This is a genomic window from Allomesorhizobium camelthorni (genome assembly GCF_011045125.1).
In the GTDB taxonomy this organism is placed as follows: Bacteria; Pseudomonadota; Alphaproteobacteria; order Rhizobiales; family Rhizobiaceae; genus Allomesorhizobium; species Allomesorhizobium camelthorni.
This window is the reverse complement of the sequence record NZ_JAAKZF010000105.1, coordinates 1-15,050: the sequence shown is the minus strand read 5'-3', so window position 1 is coordinate 15,050 and position 15,050 is coordinate 1. Positions and strand designations below refer to the sequence as shown.

The 15,050-nt window shown below is 62.5% G+C and carries 15 protein-coding genes and 1 pseudogene; 4 read left to right on the top strand and 12 right to left on the bottom strand.

What is annotated here, in order from left to right; genetic code table 11:
* From G6N73_RS31595 to G6N73_RS31570, 6 genes are all read right to left on the bottom strand, one after another.
* A partial coding sequence (locus tag G6N73_RS31595; RefSeq protein WP_165033881.1) for an IS5 family transposase occupies positions 1–693 on the bottom strand: 693 nt, incomplete at its 3' end.
* 394 nt (positions 694–1,087) lie between these two features.
* The gene (locus G6N73_RS31590) at positions 1,088–1,852 is read right to left on the bottom strand and encodes an ATP-binding cassette domain-containing protein (protein ID WP_165033880.1); all 765 of its coding nucleotides are present in this window, start codon (positions 1,850–1,852) and stop codon (positions 1,088–1,090) included.
* Positions 1,849–3,003, bottom strand: a complete 1,155-nt coding sequence (locus G6N73_RS31585) for an ABC transporter permease (protein ID WP_343044818.1) — start codon at positions 3,001–3,003, stop codon at positions 1,849–1,851. The genes G6N73_RS31590 and G6N73_RS31585 overlap by 4 nt, the downstream gene beginning before the upstream one ends.
* Positions 3,004–3,090: 87 nt before the next feature.
* On the bottom strand, positions 3,091–4,077 hold the full coding sequence (locus tag G6N73_RS31580) for an ABC transporter substrate-binding protein (RefSeq protein WP_165033879.1): 987 nt from the start codon (positions 4,075–4,077) through the stop codon (positions 3,091–3,093).
* A 365-nt stretch (positions 4,078–4,442) separates the two neighbouring features.
* Positions 4,443–5,075 carry a cysteine hydrolase family protein gene (locus G6N73_RS31575; RefSeq protein ID WP_165033878.1) on the bottom strand — a complete coding sequence of 211 codons (633 nt, stop codon included), beginning with the start codon at positions 5,073–5,075 and terminating at the stop codon, positions 4,443–4,445.
* A 74-nt stretch (positions 5,076–5,149) separates the two neighbouring features.
* Entirely contained in the window at positions 5,150–6,292 is a 1,143-nt protein-coding gene (locus G6N73_RS31570) for an ABC transporter substrate-binding protein (RefSeq protein WP_165033877.1), read from the bottom strand.
* Positions 6,293–6,482: 190 nt separating this feature from the next.
* Between G6N73_RS31570 and G6N73_RS31565 the strand changes: the two genes are divergently transcribed.
* Together G6N73_RS31565 and G6N73_RS31560 are read left to right on the top strand one after the other, a co-directional pair.
* On the top strand, positions 6,483–7,400 hold the full coding sequence (locus G6N73_RS31565) for a MurR/RpiR family transcriptional regulator (protein ID WP_165033876.1): 918 nt from the start codon (positions 6,483–6,485) through the stop codon (positions 7,398–7,400).
* On the top strand, positions 7,397–8,713 hold the full coding sequence (locus tag G6N73_RS31560) for a type I glutamate--ammonia ligase (RefSeq protein ID WP_165033875.1): 1,317 nt from the start codon (positions 7,397–7,399) through the stop codon (positions 8,711–8,713). Before G6N73_RS31565 ends, G6N73_RS31560 begins: the two co-directional genes overlap by 4 nt.
* Here the strand turns inward: G6N73_RS31560 and G6N73_RS31555 are convergent.
* From G6N73_RS31555 to G6N73_RS31535, 5 genes are read right to left on the bottom strand one after another with little or no spacing between them, the layout of a single operon-like run.
* Complete coding sequence (locus G6N73_RS31555) at positions 8,707–9,354, bottom strand: cysteine hydrolase family protein (protein ID WP_165033874.1); 648 nt, start codon at positions 9,352–9,354, stop codon at positions 8,707–8,709. The genes G6N73_RS31560 and G6N73_RS31555 overlap by 7 nt on opposite strands.
* The gene (locus G6N73_RS31550) at positions 9,351–10,385 is read right to left on the bottom strand and encodes a branched-chain amino acid ABC transporter permease (RefSeq protein ID WP_165033873.1); all 1,035 of its coding nucleotides are present in this window, start codon (positions 10,383–10,385) and stop codon (positions 9,351–9,353) included. The genes G6N73_RS31555 and G6N73_RS31550 overlap by 4 nt, the downstream gene beginning before the upstream one ends.
* Entirely contained in the window at positions 10,366–11,256 is an 891-nt protein-coding gene (locus G6N73_RS31545; protein ID WP_165033872.1) for an ABC transporter permease subunit, read from the bottom strand. Before G6N73_RS31545 ends, G6N73_RS31550 begins: the two co-directional genes overlap by 20 nt.
* Complete coding sequence (locus tag G6N73_RS31540) at positions 11,253–11,975, bottom strand: ABC transporter ATP-binding protein (RefSeq protein WP_165033871.1); 723 nt, start codon at positions 11,973–11,975, stop codon at positions 11,253–11,255. Before G6N73_RS31540 ends, G6N73_RS31545 begins: the two co-directional genes overlap by 4 nt.
* Complete coding sequence (locus G6N73_RS31535; RefSeq protein WP_246252726.1) at positions 11,968–12,759, bottom strand: ABC transporter ATP-binding protein; 792 nt, start codon at positions 12,757–12,759, stop codon at positions 11,968–11,970. Before G6N73_RS31535 ends, G6N73_RS31540 begins: the two co-directional genes overlap by 8 nt.
* A gap of 136 nt (positions 12,760–12,895) precedes the next feature.
* Between G6N73_RS31535 and G6N73_RS31530 the strand changes: the two genes are divergently transcribed.
* Positions 12,896–13,693, top strand: coding sequence for an N-formylglutamate amidohydrolase (locus G6N73_RS31530; RefSeq protein ID WP_206079200.1), 798 nt, complete (start codon positions 12,896–12,898; stop codon positions 13,691–13,693).
* Positions 13,694–13,876: 183 nt separating this feature from the next.
* Positions 13,877–14,065: pseudogene (locus tag G6N73_RS37500) on the top strand (hypothetical protein); the annotation flags it as partial.
* A gap of 114 nt (positions 14,066–14,179) precedes the next feature.
* Here the strand turns inward: G6N73_RS37500 and G6N73_RS31525 are convergent.
* Positions 14,180–14,860 carry a DUF2270 domain-containing protein gene (locus tag G6N73_RS31525; RefSeq protein WP_165033870.1) on the bottom strand — a complete coding sequence of 227 codons (681 nt, stop codon included), beginning with the start codon at positions 14,858–14,860 and terminating at the stop codon, positions 14,180–14,182.
* Between the last annotated feature and the right edge of the window lie 190 nt (positions 14,861–15,050).

The following is a 15,050-nucleotide window of genomic DNA, read 5'->3' as shown; positions in this document are numbered from 1 at the left end:
GACAACCCAGCGGCGCGGCAGGACCTCGAAGCCTTTGGCGCCATTTGGCCGTTTGACGATCTCCAACACGAGTTTCCCGATCTTTCGCAGCGCGCCCTTCAGCTTCGGCCCGGCATAGCCGCCATCGGCGAAGACATGACGCAGCCATGGCCAACGCTTGAGGATGGATTTCAGGACGGCGGGCGCGCCGTCCCGGTCCTGGATGTCGGCGGCGTGAACGACAAGACCGACCATCAACCCGATCGTGTCGACGACAATGTGGCGCTTGCGGCCATTGATCTTCTTGCCGGCGTCAAAGCCCCGTATTCCGCCTCTTTCGGTGGTCTTGACCGACTGGCTGTCGATCACGCCGGCCGTCGGACTGGCCTCCCTGCCTTCCCGTTCGCGGGCCGCCATGACGAGGCTGTTGCTGATCGTGCGCAACAGGCCCTCCTCACGCCAGCGGTAGAAATATTTCTGCACCGTCGAGAAGGGCGGCAAGTCTTTCGGCAGCAGTCGCCATGCGCCACCCGACGAGGCCATGTAGAGAAGCGCGTTCACAATTTCGCGCAGGTCCGTCTTGCGCGGACGACCGATGCGGTTCGCTGAAGGCATGTGCGGCGCGATCAGCGCCCATTCCTCATCGGTCAGATCGCTTGCGTAACGAGGGCAACGCCGCTCGTAGTGCGGTCGAGTGATTTCAGTCCAAGGCATTGTGATCAATCTCAGCAATCCGACAGAACCACAACCCGCTGAAATCACTCAACTCTTTTTGGAACGGACACTCATGCATAGGAGACGGGCCGCCCTCAGGCCCAGCAATCATAGGGACTAGCGACAATATACTGAAGCAGACCGGCTTATACGAGCAGGCGAGTACGCGATCAAGATACGCCGGACATGGTCGCGCATCACTACGGCCGCTTCGATGCCAGGAAGGTCGCGTCTCGGACCCAAAAGAAGCTGAGGGGCAAGCCTTGACCCGGAAGCTGACGCTCGTGGCCGTCTGATTGATGCTATGGCGCTCGAAAGGAACCGTCGTCCATGTCGACCAAAACGCGACAATGCTCTTCGGTGTGATCTCTTCCAGTACACCGAGCGCCGCCGTTTATTGTACGTGCGTATCGTCCAGCGCGCCCACCATGTATTGCACAAGCTCCTGAGTATGCGTCTCCGCCGTCCGCTTTTCCGTCACCTTGCGCCCCCTGCGCATCACCATGAGGCGGTCTGAGACCGCGAAGACATCAGGCAGCGTGTGCGTGATCAGGATGACTGGGACCCCCTGGTCCCGCAGCTTCCTGATGAGCTCCAGCACCTTGTGCTGCTCGGGAACGCCGAGATTGTTGGTCGGTTCGTCCATAATCATCAACCGGGCGTCCCAATAGACGGCGCGGGCGATGGCGACGGCCTGACGCTGCCCGCCGGACAGGCTCTCGATCGGCTGCGTGAGGCTCGGGAATTGGATCGCCAGCGACTCCAGCGCCGCCCGGGACTCCCGAAGCATCATCTGCTCGTCGAGCGTCCGGATGAGGCCGGCGAAGTAGCGCTTCTTCACTTCGCGCCCAAGAAAGATATTGGCGCTGACATCGAGATTGTTGGCGAGCGCCAGGTCCTGATAGATCGTCTCGATGCCCTGCCGGCGCGCGTCCATCGGGCGGGCAAAATGGCTGAGCCGGCCCTCGAAGCAGATCTCGCCTTCGTCCGGCTGATAAACGCCCGACACGCACTTGATAAGGGTCGACTTGCCGGCGCCGTTGTCGCCGAGAAGAGCAACGACCTCGCCAGGGTAGACATCCCAGCTTACGTCGTTGACGGCCACAAGGCCGCCGAAGCGCTTGGTCAGCTTCCTGATCGAAAGGACAGGCTCCGTCACGTCGGCGGCCCTCGTGTCGCCCGGCCGATAATCAGGTCTCGCGACTGGTCGATCAGGACGGCAACGATCACCACGACGCCGACGACGATGAATTGCCAGAACGCCTCGACGTTCAGCATGACGAGACCGGTAGTCAGCACTGCGATGATCAAAGCGCCGATGACGGTGCCCATCACGCTTCCGGCGCCGCCGAATAGGCTGACGCCGCCGATGATGACGGCAGCGATCGAGGCGAGAAGCAGTGGATCGTTGATCACCGCCGAGCCGGCAGTGAAGCGGAGTGTCGACAGGAAACCGGCGATACCGGCCGTTGCGGAGGAGAGGGTGTAGAGCGAGATGATATGACGGTCGACCGGGATGCCGGTGCGGATGGCCGCCTCGACATTGCCGCCGATGGCGTAGGTGTGCCGGCCGAACTGGGTCTTTCGCAAAACGAAGATCGCGATCGCGACGACGATGGCGGTGAGGACCACGGGATAAGGAAGGATGCGGTCCATGCGGCGGAGCAGCTCGCCGCTTACCTCCGGCGTTGCGAGGAAATAGAGGCCGCCGGCCTCGCCGCGTATGAAATAGACGAGAGCGTCATTGCCATAGGCGCGAATTCCTGGAGGCAGGCCGATCACCGTCGTGTTCTCGGACATCAACAACGCGACGCCGCGCACGATGAACGAGCTGCCCAGCGTCACGATGAAGGCCGGTACTTTCAGCTTGGCGATGATGACGCCATTGACGAAACCGACGACACTGGCGCCGGCCACCGCGGCGAGGAATCCGACGACGACCGAGGGAAAAAGCGGCAGTCCGGCATTGAAGACAGCGCGGATCGCCAGCGCCGACAGCACCGAGGCGAGACTCATGACCCAGCCGACGGAGAGGTCGATGCCGGCGGCGATGATGACGAAGGTCTGGCCGAGGCCGAGCAAAAGTATCGGTGTGATGGCGACGAGGATGTTCTGCGAGTTGCGCACGGTGAGGAAATTGACGGCGCCATTGCTGACGATCGGTACCGTGACGACGAAGAAGACGATCATCAGGGCGAGGAAAGCCCAGGCCCAGAACCGGCTCAGCGCCAGCACGAATCGCTTCGGCGGCGTTAGGGTTTGCGCTGCGGGGGCCATGTCCGCCACCGCCTTCATTTCAACGCGAGCCACGGAACCTCCTCCTCATGAGAGCACACGAGCGATTGTGGGGAGCGCCGCAATCGGCGCTCCCCGGCAGGTCAGTCAACCGCCGCCCCGCTACTTGGCCGGAACCTGATAGATGAAGCGGGCAATCGCCGGGTCTTTGACGTTGTCCTTGTCGATGATGGCAAACCCGGTCTCGACACGACGCGGTAGGCTCGTGACGCCGGCAGCATCGGCTGCGGCGAACTGCACGGCCAGGTAGCCCATGTCGAACGGTTTCTGTGCCAGCACCAGCGAGACGACGCCGTTGTTCATCAGCTCGATTGCCAATTGCGTGGCGTCATAGGCGACGACTTGAACGTGGCCGCCCAATCCGGCGTTGACGACGGCCGTTCCGGCGCCCTGGGCGCTGAACACGTTGGTGCCAAATACCCCGGCGAGGTCCGCTTCGCGTTCGAGGACCGCCGCGGTCTGTTGCGCCGCTTTGTTCTGGTCATCGAGATTGTAGTCCGGCCCGAGAACCTTGATGTCCGGAAATTCCTTCTCCATCACTTCCTTGAAGCCCTGCTCGCGGCCCTCAACCGAGCTGACGTTCGGATTCGTGGAGTTGATGTAGACAAGACCCTTTCCGCCGGTTGCCTTGGCAAGGCCCCGGGCTGAAATGCGTCCGCCTTCGACGTTGTCAGAGCCGATATAGCTGATCGGGAAGGTCACCGGGCCGTTCACATAGTCGCCGTCGCCGAGGAACGTATCGACGGTGATGACCTTGATGCCGGCGTCGACGGCGGCCTTGAGCGGACCGATCATCTGGTCCTTGTCGGTCGGCGCGGTCACGATGTAGTCGAGGTCGCCACGCGCCACCATGGCGTCCAAAATCGGCGTCTGGGCCTCGACGCCCCACGTCTGCGGGATCTGCGTCACGACCTGGACGCCCAGATCCTTCGCCGCAACCTCAACGCCGAGCTGCATCACCTGATAGAAAGGATCAACGACGCCGGGCAGAAAGCCGATCTTGATCTTGTCTTGGGCGGCAGCACCATGCGGAACTGCCGCGAGGACCAGCGCTGTGATCAGCGCAAGGTAAAGCCGTTTCTTGGACATTTTTTCACCTCCCTAGCTGAATTTTTTGACGCTCAGCCGACCTTGTCAGTTCGTCGCTGAAGCTTTGGCAATGTTAGCCAAGTGTTGAATCGCTTGCAAACGACGACCGTCCGTTGGCGGCGAAAGGCTGGGCCCGGTTTCTGTGACGATTTTGGCTGCTTGACCAAAGCCGATGGGGGTGGATTGGCGCGTTGGCGATGATGACCGGCGGCGCGGTCTCGCTCTTCGACCGGCGACTGAGGTTGGTGCGCCGTCGCGCCGGAAACACCCCATTCCGGATGTTGCACCTTCGAGTGCGCCATAATTGCCAAGCACATAGATCCAGGCCGATCGCAAAGCTGCAGGCGTTCGTCAGTCAGCCCCCGTCAGACGATGTCGCCCAGAATCGCCTCGACGCTTTGGAGCCGGCAGTAGCTGCCGAACGCCCGCAGCGCGGTCGCGTGGCGCTCGTCCGTATAGGCGGCACACGCATCCTGGGCACAGACCATGTAATAGCCGCGATCGGCACCGTCTCGAATCGCCATGTCGACGCACTGGTCGGTGACGAAGCCGGCGACGACCACGTCCTCGATCCCGAGATTGCGCAGCACGTAGTCCAAGTTCGTCGAGTTGAAAACGCCCGAAGAGGTCTTGGGGAGAACGATGTCGTCATCGCTGGGCGCCACCTCATCCATCACCTTGGCGAGTGGCGAGCCCTTGGGAACCAGAATGTTGGACAGCTTGTGGTCCAGTGAGCGGTCGCGTCCGTCCTGCGTCAGCGCCTCGATCACCGTATAGACAATTTCCACGCCGCGCGCCCGAGCGCCGTGCACGAGCTTCTTCATGGCGGGAAGCGCGCGGCTATGGAGTGCGGTGTCGAATTCGGGATATTTTTCCAGAACCTCCTTCGCTAACTCCGCGTTCTGCGCGTCGACGACCAAGATTGCGGTCTTCGACGCTTGGAGTTTGCGGTTCCGGCCCTCATAGCGGGCGAGCGTCCCGCCCATTTCATTGCTCATCTCTGTCTCCGGTGTTCAGCACAAGAAAAAACGGGGCCTTCGCAGGCCCCGAATAGTCTGTCGGTTAAGAGCGGTCACTGGCTCTCAGGACGCCAGATTTCCTCGACAGTGTATTTCCCGTTCTTGACGCTGACGATCGACACCGGCTTCGGCGGCACCATTGTCGGCCGCGTATAGCTGATCTCGCCGGTCACCGCCTTGAAGCCGCGGGTTTCCGCGAGAGCATCACGTATCTTTGCCGGCTCGCTGGAGTTGGCGCGCTTGATGGCGTCGGCAACGAGCATCATGGCGTCATAGCCCAGCGGTGCGAAGGCATTCTCCGGCTCTCGGCCGTACTCCGCCTTGTAGTCGTCAACGAACTTCTTGACCTCCGGGCGGTCGTCGGCGCGGTAGGTGTGCGTCGAGAAATAGATGTCGGTCGCAAGCTCCGGGCCGGGCACCGTGGAGACCAGCTCCGTGTCGAAGCCGTCGCCCGAAAGGATCGGCATGGAAATGCCCTGCTCACGGATCTGCTTGACCGACAGGCCGGCTTCCGACGGGATCGCGGAGACGAAGACAGCGTCAGGCTGCGGGTCGAGCGAGGCGAGGCGCGCGATCTGCGCGGAGAAGTCCGTATCGCCCATCATGAAGACATCGGTGCCGACGATCTCGCCGCCCTTCTGTTGGAAGCGCGCGGTGAAGAAGGCGCTCAGCGCCTTGGTAAAATCCATAGAATTGTCAGTCCAGACCGCGACGCGGCGTGCGCCGAGCTTGTCATAGGTATAGTCGGCGATGGCGTAGGACTGGTCGTCGTCGCCGAACGGCGTCATGAACATGTGGTCGCCGACCCATTCGGGAAGCTTGGGATGCGTGGCCCCGGAGGTCACGAAGGGAATGCCCTTTTCCTGGAACAGCGGCGCCCCTGCCATGACGAAAGTGGTGTCAGACTGGCCGATGCCGACGATGACACCTTCGGACAGGACGCGCTGCGCCGCCTTGGCGGTTTCCTGCTGGTCGGTCTTGCCGTCGGGCGCGATCAATTCGACTTGCTTGCCGAGCAGGCCGCCGGCCGCGTTGATCTGTTTGACCGCGAGCTGTGCGCCGGCGAGCGATGGTCCGTCGAGCGACGACATGCCACCGGTCAGGTTGTAAAGGGCCCCTACCTTGATGGTTTCCTGGGCATCGGCGGAGCCCAGCATCGCTGCGAATGCTAGAGAGGCGGCAAGTAGTTTTCTCATGACACGCTTTCTCCTGCTAAGTAGCCGCTCTCCAGCTCACCTGCGTCAGCGGATCTGAGCGCGGCGCATCGCGCGGCTTCCAAAAAATCAGGATGACTCCGCGTCATTCGCCCTGTCAATAAAATCGTACATTTTTCTTTTCCGAAGCGAATTTGTCTGATTTGATACAAGCGGGAAGAGAGGGCCATTGATGACCGAGAGGGGCAAAGCGAGTGTGCTGGAACGGCTGCGGCAGGAAATGCCGGCGCTGAGTGGACGCGAAGCGCGCGCAGCGCGTCACTTGATAACAAACTATCCGGTTGCCGGGCTGAACACGGTCGCCGAATTCGCCGAACAGAGCGGGGTCAGCACCGCGACCATCCTGCGACTCGTCAAGCGATTGGGCTTCTCCGTCTACGCCGACTTCCAGTCGGCGCTTCGCGAGCATATCGAGGAGACGCTACAGGCCCCGCTGCTGCGCTTCGGCGCGCCTCGGGGCCAGGAGCGCTCGGCGCAATTCTCCTTCTTCGACCGCTTCGTCGAGGCGATGGCCGGCCATCTCCAGGCGCTCCGGGAAAGCATTCCTGCCAGCGAATTCGAGGCCGTCACCGCGCTGCTTGCCGATCCCAAACGCGACATTCATCTGCTGGGCGGGCGCTACTCCTCCAATCTCGCCCACTATTGTGCCGATCTCCTGACGGCAGTGCGCAGCCGGGTCTTCTCGATCGGCGGCCAGACCCAGAAATGGCCGCAGCATCTCCTCGATATGGGCAAGGGCAGCGTGCTCCTCGTGTTCGATGTCCGGCGCTATCAGCAGGATGTCATAGAATTCGCCCATGCCGCCTCCAAGCGGGGAGCTACGGTCATCCTGCTCTCCGACAACTGGCAGTCGCCGGCCTCGCGGGCGGCCAATCATGTCCTAAGCTTTCCCGTGGCTTCGCCCTCGATCTTCGACGTGCTCACGATCGGCATGGCGCTCGTGGAGGCGCTGGTCGGCTCCGTCGCCAATCGGCTCGGCGATGCCTGTAAGGCCCGCATCGAGACGTTGGAGGAGTTGCGCGTGCTGTTCGCACCGCGTGAGGCCGAGTTCAACCGCCCGAAAACGACGGTCAACCGGGGAACGCGATGAAGCGCGAAGAGATCGTCATGCTGTGCACCAGCGATCTTTCGGGCCAAGTGAGGGGCAAGGGCTTTCCTGCTTCCGATCTCAAGGAGCGGCTGGTGAAAGGGATCGGCTGGACGCCGACCAACAGCATGATCACCGCCCACGGGCCGATCGCGCCGAGCCCTTGGGGTCCGTTCGGCGACCTCGTGCTGGTTCCCGACGCCGCCACGCAGGTGCGCGTCGATTTCGGGGCGGATCATGCCGCCGAGAACTTTATCTTGGGCGACATTTGCTGTCTCGACGGCTCGCCTTGGCCGGTCTGCCCGCGCGGCTTCCTGAAGCGGGTCCTGCAAGCGATCGAGGACCGCCACCGCCTCAGGGTCAAGGCAGCCTTCGAGCACGAGTTCATGTATGACGGCGTCAGCGAGCGCCCCAACGCCAGCTACGCACTCGACGCGTTCCGTCGGCAGGACCTTTTCGCCGAGACCTTCTTGGGCGCTCTGAAGCAAGCCGGGCTGACGCTCGACACCTTCATGCCCGAATACGGGCCGATGCAATACGAGGTGACGGTCGGCCCGGCGATCGGCATCAAGGCGGCGGATCATGCCGTCGCGGTGCGTGAGATTGCCCGCGGGGTGGCAACGCGGCTGGGGCATCGCGCCAGCTTCACGCCGATCCTTAGGCCCGATGCCGTCGGCAACGGCGTCCATGTCCATTTCAGTTTGCTCGACGCCCCCAGTGGTGCGCCGGTCAATCATGACCTCGCCCATGCCTACGGCCTCTCGAGGCGGGCGGGCGCGTTCATTTCGGGCATTCTGCGGAAGCTGTCGGCAATCACGGCGGTCACGGCGGCCTCCACCGTCTCCTATCTCCGCCTCACGCCGAACCGCTGGAGCGCGGCCTACAACAATCTCGGCTATCGCGACCGCGAAGCAGGCGTGCGGATTTGCCCCGTCTTCGAGACCGCAGGCACCGATATCGGAAAGCAGCTCCATTTCGAGTTCCGCGCCGCCGATGCGGCGGCGAGTCCGTACCTGCTGCTCGGCGCGATCCTGGCAGCTGGTCTCTACGGCCTCGACCACGACCTTCCCGTCGCGGAGGTCTGCCATGGCGCGCCGCAGGATTTGAGCGATGACGAGCGCTGCAAGCTCGGCATCGAGCGGCTTCCGCAATCGCTGCCTGAAGCACTCGACCGGTTCGAGGCTGACACCGATCTGGCGGATCTCTTCGGCGCAGATCTCAAATCCGCCTATCTCGCACATAAACGGTTCGAAGCGGAGATGATGGGGACGCTCACAGCCGAGGAACAGTGCGAGCGCTACCGGCTCGCTTATTGAGCGGCGACGAAGTCGCGATTTATCGCGGCGATGAGGCTCTCGGTGGTTTCCGTCCGACAATAGCCCTTGAATGCGTTCAGCGCCGCCGCATGTCGGACTCGCGTGTCGGTCGCGCAGGCATCGCTGACGCAGATCATATGGAAGCCGCGATCGGCTCCATCGCGGATCGTGTGATCAACGCATTGGTCGGTCAGGAAACCGGTGACGGCAATCGTGTCGATGCCGATGTTGCGGGCCAGATAGTCGAAATTGGTCGAGTTGAAGAGGCTCGATGAGGTTTTGCGAACCACCATCTCGTCCCTGCCGGGCGCAAGCTCGTCGATCACCTTGGCGTCGCGCGAGCCCTTGGCGATGAAGAAATTGGAAAGCTTGTAATCGAGGCTCCTGTCGCGGCCATCCTCGGTGTAGTTCTCGATCACGGTGTAGACCACTTCCACGCGATGGCTGCGCGCCGCTGCGACAAGACGCTGGAGGTTCGGGATGACGGTCCGTCGCGCGTCTTCATAAAATTCCGGACGCTTCTGCCGCTTGTCCTCGTCCATCACCCAGTTCTGCACATCGATGACCAGCAGCGCCGTGCGATGGGCGATCAGCGGCATGATGCGGCTCTGGTAGATGTCTCGTTGCCGCGGCCCGGTCATCCCAAAAACCTCCCGCTGAAGAACCGGCGGATGAATATCGGCTCGCCGCTGCCGAACAGGCCCTGCGGCCGGAAGAACAGGATCAGGATCAGGCTGAGCGCGACGATCACCTGGCTCATGCCGTAGAGGCCGAGTGATTCCTCCATCGGCCGCAGCGTTTCGGAAAGCACCGTCAGCCCCGCGGCGATGATCACCGCCCCGCTTATGCTGCCCGTCCCGCCGATGACGACCATCACGACCAGGTTGAAGGCCAGCAGCACAGAATAAGTTTTCGGCGTGATCACGCTGATGAGGTGCACGAGCAGAGCGCCGGCGATTGCCGCGAAGAAGGCGCCGAGCACGAAGGCGACCATGCGGACGCGGAAGGTGCTGACGCCAGCGCATTCCGCCGCCAGCGGGTTTTCCCGCGTCGCCATCATTGCACGGCCGAGCGAAGAGAACTTGACGCGCCAGGTGACGGCGATCACCAGCACCATCAACCCGAAAGCCCACCAGATTGTCGTGAGCCGCGGAATGCCGCTGAGGCCCGAGCCGCCGCGGGTGATACCGCTCCAGTTGGTCGCGAGATTCTGCACGATAACGATGAGACCCAGCGTGGCGACCGCAAGATAGTGCCCGCGCAGGCGCAGCACCGGGAAACCAACGACGATGGCGACCACGATCGCGATCAGCCCCGCCGCCAGAACGGCAGGGAAAAGCGCCACTTCGTTCGTTGCCAGGAATTCCGGCAGGTCCGGCAGCATGACGGACTTTCTGCGCTCCGGATAGGTGAGGATCGCGGCGCTATATCCGCCGATGGTCATGAAAGCGGGATGGCCGAGCGAGAAGAGGCCGCTCAGCCCATTGGTCAGATTCAGAGAGACGGCCAGCGCGACATTGATGAACAGGAGGGCGAGCAACGTGCCCAGATAGGCGCTCAGCGAGATTTGGGCGAGCCACACGGCGAACGCAACGACCGCGACCGTCGCGACCGCGACCGAAAAACCCGACAGGGGAGAGGCCTTCTCGGCCTCAGGCGCGGTCTTCGACATGGCGCACGAACAGTCCCGACGGCTTGATGAGCAGGATGAGGATGAGCAGCGAGAAGACGAATGTGTCGCGGTAGCCGGCAAAGACCGGCGGCAAAAGGCCGACGAAGAGAACCTCGGCGAGTCCAAGAATATAGCCACCCAGCATCGCGCCGCCGATCGACCCGACGCCGCCAATGACGCAGGCGACAAAAGCCTTCAGCCCCGGCACGAAGCCCAGCAGCGGATCGATCTGTCCGAACTTGCCGCCCCACAGGAGACCGGCCACGGCCGCAAGTGCACTGCCGATCGCGAAGGCGGCGAGGATCGTCCGGTTGACCGCGACGCCCATCAGCCGCGCGGCCGTCAGGTTCTCGGCGGTTGCCCGCATCGCGGTGCCGAGCCTCGTGCGGTAGACGATGAGGAACAGCACGGCGATGAGGACGATCGTCAGGCCGATAATCACGATGTCCGTGAGCGAGGCGCTGACTGTGCCAATGGGTATCCGCTGGCGCATCGCTGCCGGGAAGAGGAAGTTGCGCGGCTGCCCCGTGAGAATCATCAGCGCGCTGTTCTGGATGGCGATCGACACGGCGAGTGTCGCGATGAAGCCGGTCGCCTGCGGCGCGCCGCGCATCGTGCGGAAGACGACAGTCTCGATCGTCATGCCGGCCACGGCGCCGACCACCACGACGAACAGCAGGGTCAGCGGCCAAGGAACCCCCAGCGCTACCATCGCCAGGGCAGAAAAGGCGCCGATCATGACAAGATCGCCATGCGCGAAATTGATCAGGCGCACGATCCCATAGATCATCGAAAAGCCGATCGCGACCAGTGCATAGAGGCTGCCCAGCGCCAGACCGTTGACCAATTGCTGGAAGACATATTGGCTCACTCGACGACTCCCAGATAGGCCCGCCGCACGCGATCGTTTTCGATCAGTTCCTGGCCGGTGCCGGCAAGCGCGATCCTGCCGTTCTCCATGACATAGGCGCGGTCGGCAATCTCCAGTGCCATCGCGGCGTTCTGTTCGACCAGGAGGAGCGTCACGCCCCTGGCCTTCAGCGCGACGATCACCTCGAAGATCATCTCGACGAATTTCGGCGCGAGACCCAGCGACGGCTCGTCGAGCAGCAGCAGCTTCGGCGCGGCGAGGAGCGCGCGGGCGATCGCGAGCATCATCTGCTCGCCGCCGGAAAGCGTTCCCCCGGCGAACAAGGCGCGCTCCTTCAGGATCGGGAAAAGCTCATGCACCTCATCAATCGAAGCAGTGATCGAAGCCCTGTCGATGCGGGCGTAGGCGCCCATCGCTAGGTTTTCCGCGACGGTAAGCGACTGGAAGATCTGCCGCCCTTCCGGGCAATGGACCAAGCCAGCCCGCACGATCTTTTCGGGCGCGGCTCTCGTCAGGTCGACCACAGCCTCGCCTTCCCGCATCACCGCGATTCCCGATCTTGGCCGCAGCAAGCCCGAAAGTGTCTGCAGTGTGGTGGATTTGCCGGCTCCATTGGCGCCGATCAGCGCGGCGATTTCGCCTGTTCGGACATCGAAGGAGACATCCTTGAGCACATGCGTCGCGCCGCGAAAGACATTGAGGCCTCTGATTTCAAGCATGGACGGCACCCTTGCGGCGGGTGCCGAGATAGGCCTCGATGACCGCTGCGTCGGATTGGACCTCGTTCGGCGTGCCCTCAGCGACCAGCTTGCCGCGATTGAGCACCTGCACGCGGCGGCAGAGACCCATCACCATGTGCACGTCGTGCTCGACGACCAGCACGCCGATCTTCAGCTCCTCGTTGATCTTGCGGATCAGGTCGATCAGTATCCGGGTCTCCGAGGCGTTCAGGCCGGCTGCCGGCTCGTCGAGCAGCAGCGCGACCGGCTCGGTGGCCAGCGCTCGCGCGATCTCCAAGCGCCGCTGATCGCCATACGAGAGATCGCCGGCCCGACGATGGATCAAGGCCGACAGCTCCGTCAGCTCGACGATTTCGGTGCTGCGGTCGGCGATTATTTGCTCGCTGCGCCAGAAGGAGGGTATTTGCAGCAGGGTCGCAAGGAGCGGTGCTCCATAGCGCATATGGCCACCGCACATGACGTTTTCGAGGACGCTGAGATCGTTGAACAGGCGGATATTCTGAAAGGTCCGCGCTATCCCGTGCCGCGCCAGGACATGCGGAGGGCGGCCGGTCAGATCGATGTCGGCGACCCTGATCGTCCCGGAACTCGGCTTCAAGACGCCGGTGAGCAGATTGAACGCAGTCGTCTTGCCGGCTCCGTTGGGTCCAATCAGCCCGACGAGGTCGCCGTGCATCAACTGCAAAGAGTAGTCGTCGACGGCAACAAGGCCGCCGAATCTGCGCGTGATATGGTTCGCATCGATGATCGCTTCCGATGACAACGCCTATCCCGCTCCGCTGCGGAAAGTCCGAGGTGAACGATAGGCCCGGCTCCGCACGGTGGTCAACAAGAACATACAAGTTGAATTGTTTCCTGGGATTTGTACGATTTGATACATTTTTTTGGAGAAGCGCCTGTTGAAGAACCTTAGCATTGATCGCGATCCGACGGGGCGGAGTATTCTGGATGCGGACGAGCCGCATCCTCTGGAGCTCTACAATCTCGACGGGGCGTCGGATTTCCTGCTGATCTGCGAGCATGCCGGCAGGATGATCCCCCGTTCGCTCGGCACACTCGGGCTTTCGGAGAAAGACCGGCAGCGTCACATCGCCTGGGACATCGGAGCGCGTTCGGTCGCTGTTGCCCTGTCGGACCGGCTCGGCGGGCCGCTCTTCATGCAGCGCTATTCGCGCCTCGTCTGCGACTGCAACCGCCGCCCTGACGTGCCAAGTTTCGTGCCGGAAATCAGCGAAACGACCTCGATCCCCGGCAACATGAACCTTACCGAGCTCGAGCGGCAAGCCCGAGCGGACGCGATCTTCGCGCCTTTTCATGCCGCGATCGCCGAAGCGCTCGACAAGCGTCGGATGGAAGGAAGGCGCACCTTCATCGTCAGCATCCACAGCTTCACGCCTGTTTTTATGGGCGTGGCTCGGCCGTGGGAACTCGGCGTCCTCTGTAGTCGCGACCGCATCTTCGCGCCCGCGATCGCCCGGCGGCTTCAAGAGACGACAAGTCACTTCGTCGGCATCAACGAGCCCTACAGCGTCGGCGACGATACCGACTACGCGATCCCGGTCCACGGCGAGGCCAGAAACCTGCCATGCGCGGAATTCGAGATCCGGAACGATCTGATCGGCGATGCGGCTGCCGCCGAGAAATGGGCGGACCTGCTTGCGGCGGTCGTCGCGCAAGCTGCGAGTGAAATCCCGTAGTTATACAGCCAGACAGCGCGTGCCACGATCTCGATCGGGTAACGGTGGTTCTTGTACGTCGGCGCGGTCCTGATCATGCCCCGCAACTAACCCAAGATCCTTGCCGAAGAAACAATGTGACAGCACCACCGAGCCGGCCTTCGCGTCGCCACAACCCTCGCCGAGTCAGCGGTGAATTCACTCGTCGGCAAGCGGATGGTCAAGAAGCAGCAGATGCGATGGTCGCTCCACGGCGCTCACATGCTCATGCAGGTCCGGACGGCAGATCTCAACGGCGAGCTTCGCGATCGATTGCGGGCACCGTCCCGACAGCCAGAACCGAACGTGCCACCACTATTCAAGCCCAAACCTCCTCTCCTGCGCGCCGCCTAACCCCAGCGAAGTTACCGGTCTCCCGACGAGCGAGATCTGCAGACGATTGCCGAAGCGCCAAGCTTCCTGACCGTGGTTCCTGGTCATCCTCGCATCGCCTCCAGCGTGCGGGAGTCATCCCATGCCGCTGGAGCTTGGCGCCCGTCCGAACCTGGTCCGATCATTCCACTCACTCCACAGCGCAATACCGAGCCAGACGCCGACATAGACCACCCCTGCTGCCGTCACGATCTCCCCTGGGATCGGCCCCACATCGGCCCGGCGCCAAAATTGATCCAGTGTAACGAGCGGGATCGGATGCACGATCAGTTTGCCGATATAGGACACGGTCTGGATCAGCAGGATCCAGAGATAGTTGCGCCGAATCCGGCGGCCGACCGCGGTCATGAAACCAATGTGGTAGTGCGGGTGCCAATAGTCCTCGGCGAGCACCTTCTGCCAGTCTCCTTCCATATGGAGGTCGCCGTCCTTGAGCATCGGAGCATAAAGGTGCTTTTCAAGCCACCGCGCCCGGGCACTCCAGACATTGAAATAGCGATAGCGACGCGACTCGAGCATGAGAAAGAGCAGGATCAAGATACCGACCAGAACCAGTGGCAGCGGCGAAGCGCTCGGTGACGAGAACGTGATGGAAAGGGCCACGCCCAACGTCACGACCGCCCAGTTGGTGGTGGTGTCCAACCGGGCGCGCCAGATTGTGCTGCGGTAGATTTCGCCGCGATAAAGATGTGCGAGCGCCCCAAGCTCAGCGCTGGTGAGTTCCCGACGCTGTTGGGCCGTATCAGCTTCGGCCATCACGTCCTCCTCCCCACAGTCAATCCGGTCGCACCGGGATCGGTTGAAATCTATCCCGCAGTTGCCCCGCTGCTGCGCGCCCAGTACGCGAAACAGAACAAGAATTTTGGGCGGCATGCCTGGTTCTCGCTAAACGCATGCCGCCCTCGTCTATTTGCCGCAAGCGTCCCTGAAACCTCAGGCGGCCTTC